The sequence below is a fragment of the Paenibacillus sp. cl141a genome, from assembly GCF_900109305.1.
Lineage (GTDB): Bacteria > Bacillota > Bacilli > Paenibacillales > Paenibacillaceae > Paenibacillus_AQ > Paenibacillus_AQ lautus_A.
Genome location: NZ_FNZO01000005.1, coordinates 70,403 through 85,593, shown reverse-complemented (window position 1 = coordinate 85,593; position 15,191 = coordinate 70,403). Strand labels below are relative to the sequence as shown.

12 protein-coding genes are annotated in these 15,191 nt (G+C 54.1%); 8 read left to right on the top strand and 4 right to left on the bottom strand.

Annotated features, from left to right (window positions below; genetic code table 11):
• Nucleotides 1-27: 27 nt before the first annotated feature.
• Genes BMX45_RS15765 through BMX45_RS15755 form a run of 3 tightly spaced genes read right to left on the bottom strand, consistent with a single transcriptional unit; the run spans nucleotide 28 to nucleotide 2,358 of the window.
• A complete protein-coding gene (locus BMX45_RS15765; RefSeq protein WP_090910778.1) occupies nucleotides 28-1,395 on the bottom strand; it encodes a nucleoside recognition domain-containing protein in 1,368 nt (455 codons plus the stop codon).
• On the bottom strand, nucleotides 1,364-2,110 hold the full coding sequence (locus BMX45_RS15760) for a FeoB small GTPase domain-containing protein (protein WP_090910475.1): 747 nt from the start codon (nucleotides 2,108-2,110) through the stop codon (nucleotides 1,364-1,366). Before BMX45_RS15760 ends, BMX45_RS15765 begins: the two co-directional genes overlap by 32 nt.
• The gene (locus BMX45_RS15755; protein ID WP_090910474.1) at nucleotides 2,107-2,358 is read right to left on the bottom strand and encodes a FeoA family protein; all 252 of its coding nucleotides are present in this window, start codon (nucleotides 2,356-2,358) and stop codon (nucleotides 2,107-2,109) included. Before BMX45_RS15755 ends, BMX45_RS15760 begins: the two co-directional genes overlap by 4 nt.
• Before the next feature lie 248 nt (nucleotides 2,359-2,606).
• Here BMX45_RS15755 and BMX45_RS15750 point away from each other — a divergent pair, with 248 nt between their 5' ends.
• From BMX45_RS15750 to BMX45_RS15720, 7 genes are all read left to right on the top strand, one after another.
• The gene (locus BMX45_RS15750) at nucleotides 2,607-3,650 is read left to right on the top strand and encodes a flavin-containing monooxygenase (protein ID WP_254778114.1); all 1,044 of its coding nucleotides are present in this window, start codon (nucleotides 2,607-2,609) and stop codon (nucleotides 3,648-3,650) included.
• A gap of 4 nt (nucleotides 3,651-3,654) precedes the next feature.
• Complete coding sequence (locus BMX45_RS15745) at nucleotides 3,655-3,960, top strand: ArsR/SmtB family transcription factor (protein WP_009591630.1); 306 nt, start codon at nucleotides 3,655-3,657, stop codon at nucleotides 3,958-3,960.
• 373 nt (nucleotides 3,961-4,333) lie between these two features.
• On the top strand, nucleotides 4,334-6,061 hold the full coding sequence (locus BMX45_RS15740) for a proline--tRNA ligase (protein ID WP_090910472.1): 1,728 nt from the start codon (nucleotides 4,334-4,336) through the stop codon (nucleotides 6,059-6,061).
• A 667-nt stretch (nucleotides 6,062-6,728) separates the two neighbouring features.
• Entirely contained in the window at nucleotides 6,729-7,751 is a 1,023-nt protein-coding gene (locus BMX45_RS15735; RefSeq protein WP_090910471.1) for an MBL fold metallo-hydrolase, read from the top strand.
• Nucleotides 7,752-8,190: 439 nt separating this feature from the next.
• A complete protein-coding gene (locus BMX45_RS15730) occupies nucleotides 8,191-9,372 on the top strand; it encodes a glucose-1-phosphate adenylyltransferase (RefSeq protein WP_090910470.1) in 1,182 nt (393 codons plus the stop codon).
• A gap of 13 nt (nucleotides 9,373-9,385) precedes the next feature.
• On the top strand, nucleotides 9,386-10,489 hold the full coding sequence (gene glgD / locus BMX45_RS15725; protein WP_090910469.1) for a glucose-1-phosphate adenylyltransferase subunit GlgD: 1,104 nt from the start codon (nucleotides 9,386-9,388) through the stop codon (nucleotides 10,487-10,489).
• A 37-nt stretch (nucleotides 10,490-10,526) separates the two neighbouring features.
• Nucleotides 10,527-12,971 (top strand): glycogen/starch/alpha-glucan phosphorylase, encoded by a 2,445-nt coding sequence (locus BMX45_RS15720; RefSeq protein ID WP_090910468.1) that lies wholly within the window; start codon nucleotides 10,527-10,529, stop codon nucleotides 12,969-12,971.
• A gap of 359 nt (nucleotides 12,972-13,330) precedes the next feature.
• Here the strand turns inward: BMX45_RS15720 and BMX45_RS15715 are convergent, their stop codons facing one another.
• Nucleotides 13,331-13,894 (bottom strand): phosphatidylglycerophosphatase A family protein, encoded by a 564-nt coding sequence (locus tag BMX45_RS15715; protein ID WP_015733980.1) that lies wholly within the window; start codon nucleotides 13,892-13,894, stop codon nucleotides 13,331-13,333.
• Between the two features lie 166 nt (nucleotides 13,895-14,060).
• On the opposite strand from BMX45_RS15715, the gene BMX45_RS15710 reads away from it, so the two are divergent.
• Nucleotides 14,061-15,119 (top strand): GerMN domain-containing protein, encoded by a 1,059-nt coding sequence (locus tag BMX45_RS15710; protein ID WP_036662599.1) that lies wholly within the window; start codon nucleotides 14,061-14,063, stop codon nucleotides 15,117-15,119.
• Nucleotides 15,120-15,191 lie beyond the last annotated feature (72 nt).

Here is a 15,191-nt window from a genome sequence, read left to right as displayed (position 1 = left end):
TAACCTTTGCCTGCTGCAGCCTGTCGTTTAAACCCATCCCAATGCCCGCGCCGCCTGGGCGACCAGGAAGGTCACGCCGATGGCGATGGCCGTCGGAATGGCAAAGGACAGGAACGTCCACTTCGCGCTTTTCGTTTCCTTCCAGATGTTGACGAGCGTGGTTCCGCAGGGGTAATGGAGCAGCGAGAACAGCATCATGTTCAGTGCGGTCAGCCAGGTCCAGCCTTGGTCCAGGAAGATTTGCTTGAGGGCAAACATATCCTCCACCTCCGTCAGGGAGCCGGTTGCCAAGTATCCCATCAGCAGGATCGGCAGCACGATCTCGTTCGCGGGAAGCCCGATGATAAAGGCCATCAGAATGAAGCCGTCAAGTCCGAGCGCACGTGCAAACGGATCAAGAAAGCTTACAAAGTGAATGAGGATGCTGGAATCCCCGACGTAGATATTGGCCAAAATCCAGGTCAGCACGCCTGCGGGCGCTGCGACGATGATAGCTCTGCGCAGGACATAAATCGTTTTGTCGAGCGTAGACCGCAGTATGGTATTCAGGATTTTCGGTTTGCGGTATGGCGGCAGCTCCAGCGTGTAGTGGGAAGGGACGCCTTTCAATGCCGTCTTTGATAATCCCCATGACACCGTAAGCGTGACAACGACGCCGATCAGCACCATGCCCATGACAACGGAGGCGGTCACGAACGTCTGGGCTCCTCCCGAAAACCCTGCCGCCATGAACAAGGAGGCCAGCAGGATCAAGGTCGGCCAACGGCCGTTGCAGGGCACGAAGTTGTTGGTCAGAATGGCCAGCATCCGCTCCCGCGGCGATTCGATAATCCGGGTCGACATAATGGCGGCCGCATTACAGCCGAATCCCATCGCCATGGTGAGAGACTGCTTGCCGTGCGCTCCCGTTTTTTTGAATAGTCGGTCTAAGTTAAAGGCGACCCGCGGCAAATAGCCGTAGTTCTCGAGCAGCGCGAAGGCCGGGAAGAAGATGGCCATGGGTGGCAGCATCACGCTGACAACCCAGGCGGTTCCCCGGAACAACCCGAGTATCAGCACGCCATGGAGCCAGTCGGGAGCATGGATGGCCTGAAAAGCCAGGGTCAGGTATCCTTCAACCCAGCCAAAGAAACTGGCCAGCATGGAAGAGGGCACGTTTGCCCCGGCGATCGTCAAGTAAAAAATAACGCCGAGCATGGCCAGCATGATCGGGAATCCCCACAGCTTGGAGGTGAAGATACGGTCCAGCCGTTCGGAACGGTACAGCAGCTCCCGGTTGGTCACGGTGACGGCGTCGCTGCACAGCTCCCGGGATTTTTTGAATAATTCGCCCACGATGTCTTCCCGGACATCCTCAACCTGATCAGAAGGAATGGCCGCTGTTAGAGCTTCCAAGCGCTTTAGCTGTTCCAAGTGAAATCCCTCCTTTATCCGCGGCCTTTAATCTCTCTTTCAACGTCGCAATCAGCTTGCGGTCTCCGTCGAGAAAGCGGATGGCCAGCCATCTGGCCGGATATTCGTCTCCGACAATGTCTCGTAATTGGGACTCTAATCCCGAAATTTGCGCCTCCAGCTGTTCGTTGTATTTCATCCGGTAGGGCTTAGTCGGAGTCTGTCCGGTGGACATCAGCAGCAGCTGTTCGGACAATACGTCCAGCCCCTCGTTGTTTCTGGCCGATATGGGAATGACGGGAACGCCGAGCTGATCCGCCAGCTTGCGCGCGTTGACCTGAATTCCCTTTTTCTTCGCTTCGTCCATCAGATTCAGGCAAACGATGACGCGGTCGGTCATTTCCAGCACTTGAAGGGCAAGGTTAAGGCTGCGCTCCAGTGCGGTTGCATCCAGGACCAGAAGGGTGACGTCCGGTTTTTCGAAAATAATATAATCGCGAGCCACTTCTTCATCGGCCGAGTTGGAGAACAAGGAGTACGTCCCGGGCAGATCGATGAACTGGAACCGGGCATCTTTGTATTCGTAATGGCCGCTCGCGAGACTGACCGTTTTGCCGGACCAGTTGCCGGTATGCTGCTTCAAGCCGGTGAGGGCATTGAAAAGCGTGCTTTTTCCCGTGTTTGGGTTGCCCGCCAGCGCGACGGTATACGTTCTCATGATGAGATCACCTTCCCCCAAATCAACTGACTCTCTTCTTTTCTTAACGCAATGACGGTGCCTGCTACTCTATAAGAGGTAGGATCTCCGAGCGGACTGGCCTTCAGCACTTCGATGACGGAACCCGGAACGAAACCGAGGTCCAGAAGCCGCCGTTTATGTTCGCCGCGGATATCCACCTGTTCTATCAAAAATCGTTCTCCGATAGCTGCCTGATGCAGATGTTGCCGATGTTTTGTCTCATCCATAAAGTTTAACCTCTCCCTAATAAATTGGGCCGAGCATATATTGTTTCCTTGAAGCAACTTTATGCCTATAGTATGACCGAATGCGTGTATTGTCAACTGGATTCATCAGATATTTATTCCATTTTCATGCGGATGGTCCCCAGGCCGCTTTCCTTGGTACTTCCATTTTATGCTTGTAAGGGAAGCAAGATGCTTTTAATATGTATATATGAGCAATTATTCATATAAATAAGGGGGATTCTTATATGATTTGGGATGTTATCGTTATCGGAGCGGGACAGGCGGGATTGGCATCCGGTTATTGGCTGCAGCAGGCGGGGATGAAGTTTCTGATGCTGGATCGGGGATCGGAGGCGGGGGAGGTTTGGAAGACACGGTATGATTCCCTGAAATTGTTCACGCCCAGAACGCATAGCGCGCTGTATGGGATGGCTTTTGAGGGGGATCCGCACGGGTTCCCGTATAAAGATGAAGTGGCTTCCTATTTGAAATCCTATGCAGCACGGTTTAGGCTGCCCATTCAGTTCGCAACGAATGTAACATCGGTCCGCAAGGAAGGTGGAATGTTTATCGTCGATACCGATCGAAAAAGCTTCCAAACCAAGGCGGTTATTATTGCAACCGGACCGTTTCAGCAGCCTAGAATACCTGCGTTTGCAGCATCTGTTCCGGGGGATGTTCTCCAGCTGCACTCGTCCGAGTACAAGAGGCCTTCCCAGCTTCAAGAGGGCGATGTGCTTGTCGTTGGCGGCGGAAACAGCGGGGCCCAAATCGCGGTGGAATTGTCCGGGGACCGGGAGACATATTTGGCGCTTGGGCCGCCGCCGCGGTATTTGCCAATGACTCTTTGGGGAAAGGGGATGTTCTGGTGGCTGGACAAGCTCGGCGTTCTCTCAGCCAGCAGTTCCTCCTGGGTGGGACGCAAGCTGAGGGGCCGGGGGGACCCGATTTTCGGATATGAATTGAAACAAGCGGTCAAGTGCGGTAAAGTGGTGTTGAAAACGAGAGCCGTTGGTGCCGGCGCTTCCGGCATGCGATTTGAGGATGGGACGGCGCTCAAGGTCCGGAACATCGTCTGGGCTACCGGCTTTGCTGCCGGCTATGATTGGCTTCATATAGAGCAGGCGTTGGATCGCAAGAAGGCACTTATTCATGCACGCGGCATCAGTCCGGTGAAGGGGCTGTATTATGTAGGTTTGCCTTGGCAGACGCATCGAGGCTCCGCGCTGCTGGCAGGAGTTTCACGGGATGCCCGCGAAATCGTTCAAGCCATTATGGAGAAGAGGGGATAAGTTTATGGAAAAAGAACACCATGAGCTGCTGCACGAAGACCAGGCCATGGAAGCGTCACGACTCCTGAAGGCCATTTCGGATCCGACGCGGATCCGGATTCTTCATTTGCTCTCACAGGAAGAATGCCCTGTCGGTCATATTGCCGAGGTGCTTGGCATGAGTCAGTCGGCGGTATCCCACCAGCTTGGCTATCTTCGCAGTTTGAGACTGGTCAAATACCGCAGGGACGGAAACATATATTATTACACGTATGAAGATGAGCATGTTATCGGGATTTTGCAGCAGGTGCTGGACCATATCGCTCATTAGAACATCCAGTCCTATGGAGACTTGACATTCCGGCCGTACGGCTGTAATGTATTGGAAAATAAAATTCCGTGAATAACCATCATCAAGGACATGAGAATGCAAGATTCGGCGAGACAGAGAGGAAGCCCCCGGCTGAAAGGCTTCTCCCCGCCAGGCTGCATTCTTCCTACCTTGTAGTTGCCCGCCGTAACCAAGCGGCGCCGGTCTGGCCCGTTACCGCCGCATGAAGCATGTTGCTAGGAGCGTCCAGGCGGTCTGCAAGATGGAATCAGGGTGGTACCACGAGCACATTCGTCCCTAGGAGGCGAATGTGCTTTTTTTTGCGTACGGCAGGTGCTAGTTCATGGATAGTAGAAGAAGGAGTATGAGGAAGATGCGGCAAAGCCAATTATTGATGACCACGATGCGCGATGTGCCGTCCGAGGCGGAAGCACTGAGCCATCAATGGATGCTCCGCGGCGGATATATCCGTCAAACGGCGGCAGGAATCTATTCGTACCTGCCGCTGGGCTGGCGGGTCTTGCGGAAGATCGAAGCGATCATCCGGCAGGAAATGGACGTTGCAGGCGGGCAGGAGCTTCTCATGCCCGCTGTCCAGCCCGCCGAGCTGTGGAAGGAATCGGGCAGATACGACGTATACGGCGCAGAGCTGATCAGGCTCCATGACCGCCATGACCGTGAATTCGTGCTTGGACCAACCCATGAAGAAGTGATTACGTCCATCGTACGCCAGGAGATTTCCTCGTATCGGAAGCTGCCGGTCAATCTGTACCAGATTCAGAGCAAATACCGGGATGAGCGACGCCCTCGTTTTGGCCTGCTCCGAGGCCGGGAGTTCCTGATGAAGGACGCATATTCCTTCGATCGGGACTGGGAGGGACTGGACGCCTCCTACCGGAACATGTATGACGCGTATGAGCGAATCTTTAGCCGCTGCGGTCTGATGTTCCGGGCGGTGGAAGCCGATGCCGGGGCGATTGGCGGACAAGGGGAGACCCATGAGTTCATGGCACTGGCCGACATAGGGGAGGATACCGTTGTATCCTGCAGCGATTGCCGTTATGCGGCGAATTTGGAACGTGCGGAGTCTGCTGCTCCGGGAGAGCCTGATGCCATGCGGGATTCCGTAAAAACCGGCGGCAGCTCAGCTATGGAGCGCATATTAACTCCTGGAGTGAAGAGCATTCAGGAACTGACGGATTTCCTCCAGCTCGGTGCGGAGCAATTGATGAAGACGCTGATTTACCGCGTGGACGGTGAACTGGTTGCGGTGCTTGTCCGCGGCGACAGGGAAGCGAACGAGACCAAGGTGAAGTCCTACTTGGGAGCAGAAGCTGCGGAAATGGCGAGTGCCGAAGAGGTCAAACAGGCGACAGGGGCACCTGTCGGGTTTGCGGGACCGGTCGGCTTACAACTAAAGATCATGGTCGATCATGAAGTGGCGGCCATGGCGGAGGGCATTACCGGTGCCAATCAGGAGGACACCCATCTGAAGGGGGTCCGCCCGGGACTTGATTTCGCGCTGGATTACGTCGGCGATTTCCGGAATGTGGCGGAAGGAGAGCCTTGCCCGCGCTGTGGAGCACCGCTGCAGTTTCATCGCGGGATTGAGCTCGGGCATGTTTTTAAGCTGGGAACCAAATATAGTGACGCCATGAACGGCAAGTACCTGGATGCCGACGGCCGGGAAAAACCTCTGATCATGGGATGCTACGGTATCGGCGTTTCCCGCGTCATGGCGGCCATTGCCGAACAGCGAGTTTCGGATGGACGTTTGGTCTGGCCGATGTCCGTCGCTCCGTTCAAGGTCCACATCATCCCGGTTGCAGTGAAGGATGAGACCCAGATGCAATTGGCCGAGCGCATCTACCGCGAGCTGAGCGGTGCTGGTCTTGAGCCTCTTTTGGACGACCGGGACGAACGGGCCGGGGTCAAGTTTAAGGATGCCGACCTTGCGGGCGCTCCGCTGCGCATCATCGTCGGGCGCGGTGCGGCTTCGGGGGAGGTTGAATGGATGGGCGAGGATGGAATCAAGATCAGTCTGCCTGCCGAGGAAGCGGTCCAGCGTTCACGCGAGGAGGCAGCCCGTCAGCTGAGGTGAATGCCATAGGGCCTCTAAGTAAGAGACGAGGATTCATGAAGCTGGAGATGATGAGAAGGATGAACCTGGAAGGTCATGAAGTTGTTGAACGTGCAATTTCCTGAGAGGGACTTCGTGAATCGAAAAGAGAGGGTGCACATCTTTCAAGCCTATAAGAACGACTTACAGGATCGATAATGGAGCATACGCAGCTAGCTCAAGAGAACCTACAGTTTCCGTAAATGGAGAAGGCATCCCCAAGGTTGTATGACGTTAGGGGGATGCTTTTTCGTTTAATGAAGATGGTTCATTTGCTAATAAGCCATAAGGAGCCGTCCAGATGGATAACGCCTTATGATGAACAAGCACGAAGCAGCGGAGCGGTCGCCTTTGCCATCGGATTTTTACAATAGATATATACAGTAAGAAAAATCCGAGGGCAACAGCGATTGGAGGAATCATACGTACGCGCAGCGTCCTTTAATGAGACATAGTAACCCGCTCACATCGATCATTGAATCCTTGCACTAACATTGCTACTACCGCTGACACCTTGCCTTTCCGTAAAACCGACACTTTGGCAAGGCGAGCAAACAAACCATCCAGCCTTCTATACATATCCCGCTTACAAGCTTATGATGAAGGAGTCGGATAATAAGTCATACTGCGGACGGAGGTTGCATCTACGATGAATCAGGAAGAGAAGGGCTCCAGCCCGGATATTCATTATATAGAAGAGCATCAGCTCAGTCAGGTAAAAATTGCACTGTCCAACCCGTTACGATGGGTGAACAGCTATGTGCTGCGGGGAGATGACGGGGTGACCGTTATCGATCCGGGGCCGCGCACGGCTTCCTCGGAGCGGGAATGGCTGGGGGCGATGGAGCAGCTGGAGATGGATTTCAGCGACATCGTCTCCGTCGTGCTGACCCATCATCATCCGGACCACTATGGGCTTGCCGGGTGGTTTCAGGAGCGCTCTGGCGCGAAGGTGTGGATGTCAGAGCGGGCGCATTGGGAAGCGATGCTGATGTGGGGTGCGGATTCCTCGATGGATCGCGCGCTCCCCGCGTTCTTCCGGCAGCATGGCATGCCGGAAACCAAGCTTGCCCTGCTGCCGGAGCATTTGAACAGCTTCTTTCCCCAAGTCACGCCGCAGCCGGAGATCTCGTTCATCGGGGAGGACCTGCCGTTCCGGATGGGGAACCGGATCTGGATGCCGGTGCAAACGGCCGGCCATGCGCCGGGGCATCTGTCGTTCTTCCATGCGGACAGCGGCGTCCTGTTATGCGGCGATGCCGTGCTGCCGCAAATCTCGCCCAACGTGAGCCTGGTGCCCGGCAGCGACGCCGAGCCGCTGGCGCTCTTCCTTGCAGGTCTGCGCCGCCTGCAGCAACTGCATGTCCGGACGGCGTATCCCGGACACCGCCACCCGTTCACGCATTTCCGTGAACGGATCGATGCGCTCCTCCTCCATCACGAGGAGCGCCTGGCCACCATCGCCGCCGGCATGCTGAGCGCCGGAAGGCTCACCGCCTACGAGGTCTGCACCGCCCTCTTCGGCGATAAGCTCGGCATTCACCAGCTGCGCTTTGCCATGTGCGAAGCGCTGGCGCATCTCGCCGAGCTGGCCCGGCGCGGAGACGCCGCGATGATCGAAACCGGGGACGGAATGTGCTATTTTTCTGTACGGAAACCGCCGCATTCCTGATATAATCAAGACATGAATAAAACCGTCTAATTGTACGTTGCTTCCATCATGCGTAGAAAGGGCGGTTTTTTGTTTAATAGATTCAGAAGGCTACATAATGGAGCATCCGTTATTTTGAAGTGGCCCTTAGGCTGCTGGCGTAACGGCCGCGATTAGGATGCTTGGCAAGTGTCGCCACAGCCTTTTTTAGAGAAGAGAAGGCAGGTGATACCTAAGATGGGGGGCCTTCCCTCATTCGAGTCAGAGTTTCTCTCTACCCCGCATATAGTTGATGTACCTTTGCTGTTTGGCAAGGCATTCCCTCAAGCGCTTTTTTTTAACACTGATCACCATGATATCCACCCGCCATTTTTCGTATCGAAGCGTTCCCTTGGTTCACTCTGCAATTTTCATGTTATAGGATTCGTATCTCATTAAGCCCCTCAAAGGAGAATCTGTCATGAAGAAAAAGGAAGTAGTCGCGATGCTGCTCGCAGGAGGTCAAGGCAAACGGCTGAAGGGCCTGACCAAGACGCTGGCCAAACCGGCCGTTTATTTTGGGGGTACATACCGGATCATTGATTTTCCGCTGAGTAACTGCTCCCATTCGGGAATCGACACGGTCGGGGTACTCACCCAGTATGAGCCTTTGGTTCTGCATTCCTACATCGGCGTAGGAAGCGATTGGGATATGGATCGGCTGAATGGGGGCGTTTTCGTGCTCCCGCCGCATGAACGCGAGGACGGGACGACCTGGTACCGCGGGACGGCGGATGCAATCTTCCGGAATCTCAAGTTTATCGACCAGTACGATCCCGAGCACGTTTTGATACTGTCGGGTGATCACATCTATAAGATGGATTACGACCGCATGCTGGCTTACCACAAGGAGAAAGATGCCGATTGCACCATCTCCGTCATCGAAGTAAGCCTGGACGAAGCGAAACGGTTCGGCATGGTGAACACGGATGAGAACTACCGGATTTTCGAGTTCGAGGAGAAGCCGGCGCATCCGAAGAGCACAACGGCTTCCATGGGCGTTTATCTGTTTCGCTGGAAGCTGCTGCGTTCTTATTTACTGCAGAATGCGGACCTTCCGGATACGAGCCATGATTTCGGCAACGACATTCTGCCGAGGATGCTCGCGGACGGCAAAACGCTGTATGCTTATCCGTTCGAAGGGTACTGGAAGGACGTCGGCACCATCGAGAGCTTGTGGGAAGCCAATATGGATCTGCTGAGCGAGCAGCCCAAGCTGGATCTGAACGATCCGCTGTGGCGGATTTACACCCGAAATCCGAATCAGCCGGCAGAGTATATTTCTCCGAACGGCATCGTCCGGAACAGCATGATCAACGAAGGCTGCACCGTGTGCGGCGAGGTCGAGCATTCGGTCCTCTTTTATGGCGTGGAGGTGGGGGAAGGCAGCGTCATTACCGATTCCGTCATCATGCCCAAGGTACGCATCGGCAGCCATGTTCGCATACACCGGGCGATTGTGACCGAGGACATGGTCATTCAAGATCATGCCCGGATCGGTCCGCCGCCGGAAGATCCATCCCAGATTGTGCTTGTAAGCGGTCATGATGAAGACGTCCTGAAGCTGCTTCAATCGTCTTCGTCCCACAATAATCAAGGTTAGGACGGGTGCGCAGATGAGAGAACTCATGGGTATTATAAATTTGGAGCATGAACGGGATGTGCTGAGTGAATTGACGTATTACCGGTGCGGGGCCGCCGTCCCTTTCGCGGGAAGATACCGTCTGATCGACTTTGTAATGTCCAATATGATGCACGCGGGCATTGAGGATATCGCCCTGTTCGTTCGCAGGAAATACCGCTCCTTGATGGATCATCTGGGCGAGGGCCGGCCGTGGGATATGCATCGCAAACGGGGCGGCTTGTTCATACTTCCGCCGGATTGGAACGATGAAACGGATGTGTCCGCCGGCGAACTGCGGCATATTTATAACAATCTCGATTTTTTTGAGCGGGGGGCGGCGAAGTTTATCGTGCATTCCGGCAGCCAGCACATCAGCACGGTGGATTTGAACGAGGTGTACGAGTACCATCTGGAGCAAGGCGCCGACGTTACGCTCGTTTATACAAGAGTGAATGCACCGAGGGAGGAGCATCGTTCCTGCGCCCGCCTGGAAGTTGACGAGGACGGCATGGTCACGGACATTCATTATGAACACAAGCATGATGCGGTATACATGGAGATGTTCGTGATGGAGAAATCGCGCTTTCTCGAGATGGCCGATCATTGCATCGCCCATGGCGGCAACAACTTTTTTCGGGACGCGATCATGCAAAACCGGCACAAGCTGAACATTGCGGGATATGAATATCTCGGATATCACGCGGTGATCAACTCGCTGGAAAGCTATTACCGTACGAGCATGAACCTCCTGAATCCGAAGGCGTATAACAGCTTGTTCCGCAAGCAGGCGGTCCACACCAAGATCAAGTACGAGGTTCCCGCCAAATACCTGAATTCGGCCGATGTAAGCAATGCGCTGGTTGCCAACGGCTGCCAGATCGACGGGGAAGTGAAGAACAGCATTCTGTTTCGCGGGGTACAGGTGAAGCGGGGCGCAAGCATCCATAACTCCATCATTATGCAAAAATGCGTCATTGGCGAAAACGTCAGGCTCGAGAACGTCATACTCGATAAAGATGTGATCATCTCTCGCGATCATAAGCTCCAAGGCGATTTCCGCAAACCTTTTGTCATTGCCAAGGACATTTCGATCTGATTCTAAAATAAAACGATCCGTCAGGAGGAACTTTCTTTTGTTTAACAACAAGGAAACATTCAAGCAGGTCTTTACGGAGCAATTGGTGAGTCGGTTGGGGAAGGGACTTGAGGAAGCAACGGCTGAGGATGTATACAAAATCATCGGCGGCATGATCCGGGAATATGTCGGACGGGAATGGGCCGATGCCAACCGGATATACCGGGATACCGGGCAGAAACAGGTGTATTATTTCTCGCTTGAATTTTTGATTGGCCGGCTGATGGGCAACAATCTGCTGAACCTGGGCGTGCTGGATATGGTCCGCAGCGGCCTTCTGGAACTGGGCTGGAATTTGAATGAGATCGAGGAGCAGGAACCGGACGCGGGCCTCGGCAACGGGGGGCTCGGACGCCTTGCGGCGTGTTTTCTCGATTCGTTGGCATCGCTTAGCTATGCAGGCCATGGCTGCGGCATCCGGTATAAGTACGGTCTGTTCGAACAGAAGATCATCGACGGACATCAAGTGGAGCTGCCCGACAACTGGCTCCAGCGGGGGAACGTCTGGGAAGAACGTCGGGCAGACAAGGCGGTGGAAGTTCGCTTCTGGGGCCGCGTGGAGGTGGACGTGCAGGAGGGGAGGACCGTGTTTCGCACGGCGGACTACGAACGGGTCCTGGCCGTGCCTTATGACGTGCCGGTCATCGGTTACGGCGAGGGACAAGTGAACACGCTGCGGCTGTGGAGCGCCGAGTCCGCCTCGGATATATCCAGAATCCGTTCGGCCCATCATCATAACAGCTATTATAAATTTTTGGAATACAACCGTTCGGTCGAATCGATATCGGAGTTTTTGTACCCGGATGATTCGGCATACGAAGGCAAGCTCCTTCGACTCAAGCAGCAGTACTTCCTCTGTTCGGCCGGCGTTCAGAGCATTCTCAGAACGTTCGACAAGCTGGGCAAGGCTTATCATGAGCTTCCCGAACATGTTGCGATTCATATCAATGATACCCACCCGACCTTGGTGATTCCGGAGCTGATGCGAATTCTGATCGACGACAAGGGCTTCGGCTGGGATGAGGCGTGGGACATTACGAGCCGGACCGTATCGTATACGAACCATACACTGCTTAGCGAAGCGTTGGAGAAATGGCCTGCCGGCATGGTCCGTGAGCTGCTGCCGCGCATTTACATGATCATCGAAGAGATCAACAAGCGCTTCTGCGGCATGCTGCTGGACCGTTATCCTGGCGATCATGAGCGCATCTCGCAGCTCGCCATCTTGGAAAGCGACCAGATCCGCATGGCCAATTTGGCGATTGTGGGCAGCTATCACGTGAACGGCGTGGCCGCACTGCACACGGAGCTGCTGAAGACGCAGGTCATGAAACCCTTCTATGAGCTGTATCCGGAGCGTTTCAGCAACAAAACGAACGGGATTACCCATCGGCGCTGGCTGATGCACAGCAACCCCGGCCTGAGTCAATGGATCTGCGATGGTATCGGCGATTCATGGATAACGGATCCGCGTCAGTTAATTCAGCTTAAGGGACTGAAGAACGACTCCGCCTTCCAGCAGGGCATTCAGCGGATCAAACGGAGCAATAAAGAGCGGCTTGCCGATTATATCGCAAATAAACAAGGGATCGCGGTCAATCCCGATTCCATATTCGATGTGCACGTGAAGCGGCTGCACGGCTATAAGCGGCAATTGCTGAATATTTTACGCGTCATGCATGTGTATAACGAGATTAAGGATCAGCCGGGCATGGATCGCGTTCCCCGTACCGTTATTTTTGGCGCCAAAGCAGCGCCGGGCTACTATCTGGCCAAAAGCATCATCAAACTCATTAACGTCGTTGCGGATGTCGTGAATAAGGATCCGCAGGTCAATGACAAACTGCAGGTGCTGTTTCTTGAAAATTATTCGGTCTCACTCGCGGAGAAGATTATTCCGGCAGCCGATGTAAGCGAGCAGATTTCCACGGCCGGCAAGGAAGCCTCCGGCACGGGAAACATGAAGTTCATGATGAACGGCGCGTTGACCATCGGAACGCTGGATGGGGCTAACGTGGAGATGTTCGAGCTGCTCGGCAGAGAGAATATGTTCCTCTTCGGATTGGAGCTGGAGGACGTGTTAGAGCATTACAGGACGGGATCTTATGTATCCAGGGAGCGGTATGAGCAGGACCCGAGAATCGCCCGCGTGCTGAATCAGTTGATTTCCTCAGGCCCGTTCTGCTGCCACGAGCTGGAGTTCGGGCAGATCCTGCAGTCCCTGCTGGATCATAATGACGAGTTTTTTGTGTTAGAGGACTTTGCCAGTTATGTCGCAACCCAGTCGGCCATGGATGATGCTTATTTGAATGCCCGGTCCTGGACCGAGAAGTCGATTGTCAATATCGCGCACTCGGGACATTTCTCGAGCGATAATACGATTCACCGCTATGCATCCGACATCTGGAATGTTTCGCCTGTGAAGGTTGGACTGAAGGGATAGTCTACGAATTCGATGCTCATAAAAAGAACCCCGTCATAGAAATGGCGGGGCTTTCCATAAGTGCTGGGTGGTTCTTCAACATAACATAGGATCGAGACTCGTAAAAATGACTAGACAGATTTACCGATGTGAAGGGGCCGCCCGATTTTTCATGCGGTGATCAGTCTTCTTATAAAGGAAGAAACTCAGCTTTCGGGTCCGAATCCCGGCTTCGTTTCTACCTGCTATCGTCTATGATTCTTTGAAATCAGCCCGTCGGTTCGAAAATGGCAGGTTGCGGTTGCGGATAAGCCTCACTCTTCCGGCAGGCAGGAAAAGGGAGATTCGCATGCTGAGCGAATCTCCCTTTTTGAAGTGGTTTATTCTTTTGGAAGCTCTTCGGTCGTACCGTACAGCTCGATCTCCCGGTCGGCTTGCTTGCGATGGGCGATCCGGCTGCTGGCGGCGGCGGCTACCGCGCCGACGATGTCGTCGAGAAAGGTATGTACACGGCCGCTTGATTTATCATTCAATTGCTCAAGAATGCCGGGTTTGAGTTTGTCGATATACCCGTAATTGGTGAAGCCGATGCTTCCGTACACGTTAACGATGGAAAATGCCAGGACTTCATCCACGCCGTATAACCCTTCGTCATTGGCGAGCATTTCTTGAAGCGGGGATATAAGGTTGCCTTCCTCGGCCAAAATGTCCAATTGAATCCCGGTTAACACCGCGTTTTGCACTTCACGTTTGCTGAGTACGGCATCCACATTCTCGATGCACTCTTCCATCGTCAAATTCGGGTAGTATTTTTTCTGAAGGATCATCACCAGCTCCGCGATTTCCTCCAACTTGATTCCACGCTTATGCAGCAGGCTCCGTGTCGCTTCCGCTACCTTCTTGCTGTTCAGGCTGTATGGAATGTTTGAATCGTTTTCTGCCATGATGGAACTCACCTCATTTTCGTGGTTGATGAAGATGCTTACGACGATTGTACTTTTTCCGCACCCCTTTGTCCAGAAAGGGCAAAACTGAGAGTTATTTTTTTGGAAAGGGCTCGTATACATAGGAGTACAACCTGTACAAAAAAATGTTAGGGAGGAACAATACATGAAACGTAATCAACGTACTCTTCGCAGGCTTTCCGCCGCCGGGCTGCTTGCTGTTCCGATCGTGATGTCCGGCTGCGGCATGTTATCCGGGAAGCAATCGGAAGCGATTGACCCGCCGCCTGCGCAAGTGGAGAAGCAGATGCTGAACACGGCCGGATCCACGGCGGCTCAAGGAGACATCGGCATGCAGACAACGGTATATCTTGCGGATGCACGGGGGATGCTGGCACCTGTAACCTTGGGCATTCCGAAGGTGGAGGGCGCCAGCGTGGTGAAGGAATCCCTTGAAGTGCTGGTGAACGGAGGCCGTTACGCGGGCTATGTTCCGCAGGGCTTCCAGGCGGTATTGCCTGCCGGTACGCAGGTCCATAACGTAACAGTCGATCCGGAGAGCAAATTGGCGGTCGTCGAATTCAATAAATCGTTTGCGGAATATAAAGCGGCAGATGAACGGAGAATCCTGGAGGCGTTGACGTGGACGCTGACAGGACATGAAGGCATCGAGCAGATGCAGGTATGGGTGGACGGCGTCAAACTGACGGAAATGCCGGTCAATCACACGCCGCTGGACCGTCCGCTTTCACGTTCGATGGGAATCAATCTTCAAAAAGCGGATGATGCCTTGTACACGAACTCTTCACCGGTCACGGTCTATTTCTCATCGGTGACGCCGGAAGGCATTCAGTACTACGTGCCGGTCACAAGACTTGTTCCAACCGGACAAGACGCGGTGAAGGCGGCCTTAAACGAGCTGATTCGCGGACCGCAGTATGGCGACGGACTGGTTGAGGTCATCCCGGATGACACCACGGTTGCGGCGGTTGAAAAAGGGGAGGACGGAGCCGTAACCGTATCGCTTCAGGACAGCATGTTTGAACAGGGAGAGCAGGTTCCGACCGAGCTGCTGCAGGCCGTCGTGCTTACCGTAGCCGAGAATGCGGATGATGCCAAAGTGAAAATCCGGATGAACGACCTCACGGAGGTGGTTGGAACGGATAGCCGAAATTATAGCGAGCCCGTCAGCCGTCCGGAGTTCATCAACGAAATCTCGATCTGACCGATTCTCCGCCATCTTTGGGGAATTTCCCCCGCAAAAGGTGCTTTTGTGCCTGCACTTTGGTAGAATAGG

Excerpts from the sequence above, each read along its gene's own strand:
- BMX45_RS15730 (WP_090910470.1), top strand. The coding sequence starts at position 8,191 with ATGAAGAAAAAGGAAGTAGTCGCGATGCTGCTCGCAGGAGGTCAAGGC.
- BMX45_RS15745 (WP_009591630.1), top strand. The coding sequence starts at position 3,655 with ATGGAAAAAGAACACCATGAGCTGCTGCACGAAGACCAGGCCATGGAA.
- BMX45_RS15760 (WP_090910475.1), bottom strand. The coding sequence starts at position 2,110 with ATGAGAACGTATACCGTCGCGCTGGCGGGCAACCCAAACACGGGAAAA.
- glgD (WP_090910469.1), top strand. The coding sequence starts at position 9,386 with ATGAGAGAACTCATGGGTATTATAAATTTGGAGCATGAACGGGATGTG.
- BMX45_RS15755 (WP_090910474.1), bottom strand. The coding sequence starts at position 2,358 with ATGGATGAGACAAAACATCGGCAACATCTGCATCAGGCAGCTATCGGA.
- BMX45_RS15740 (WP_090910472.1), top strand. The coding sequence starts at position 4,334 with ATGCGGCAAAGCCAATTATTGATGACCACGATGCGCGATGTGCCGTCC.
- BMX45_RS15710 (WP_036662599.1), top strand. The coding sequence starts at position 14,061 with ATGAAACGTAATCAACGTACTCTTCGCAGGCTTTCCGCCGCCGGGCTG.
- BMX45_RS15735 (WP_090910471.1), top strand. The coding sequence starts at position 6,729 with ATGAATCAGGAAGAGAAGGGCTCCAGCCCGGATATTCATTATATAGAA.
- BMX45_RS15715 (WP_015733980.1), bottom strand. The coding sequence starts at position 13,894 with ATGGCAGAAAACGATTCAAACATTCCATACAGCCTGAACAGCAAGAAG.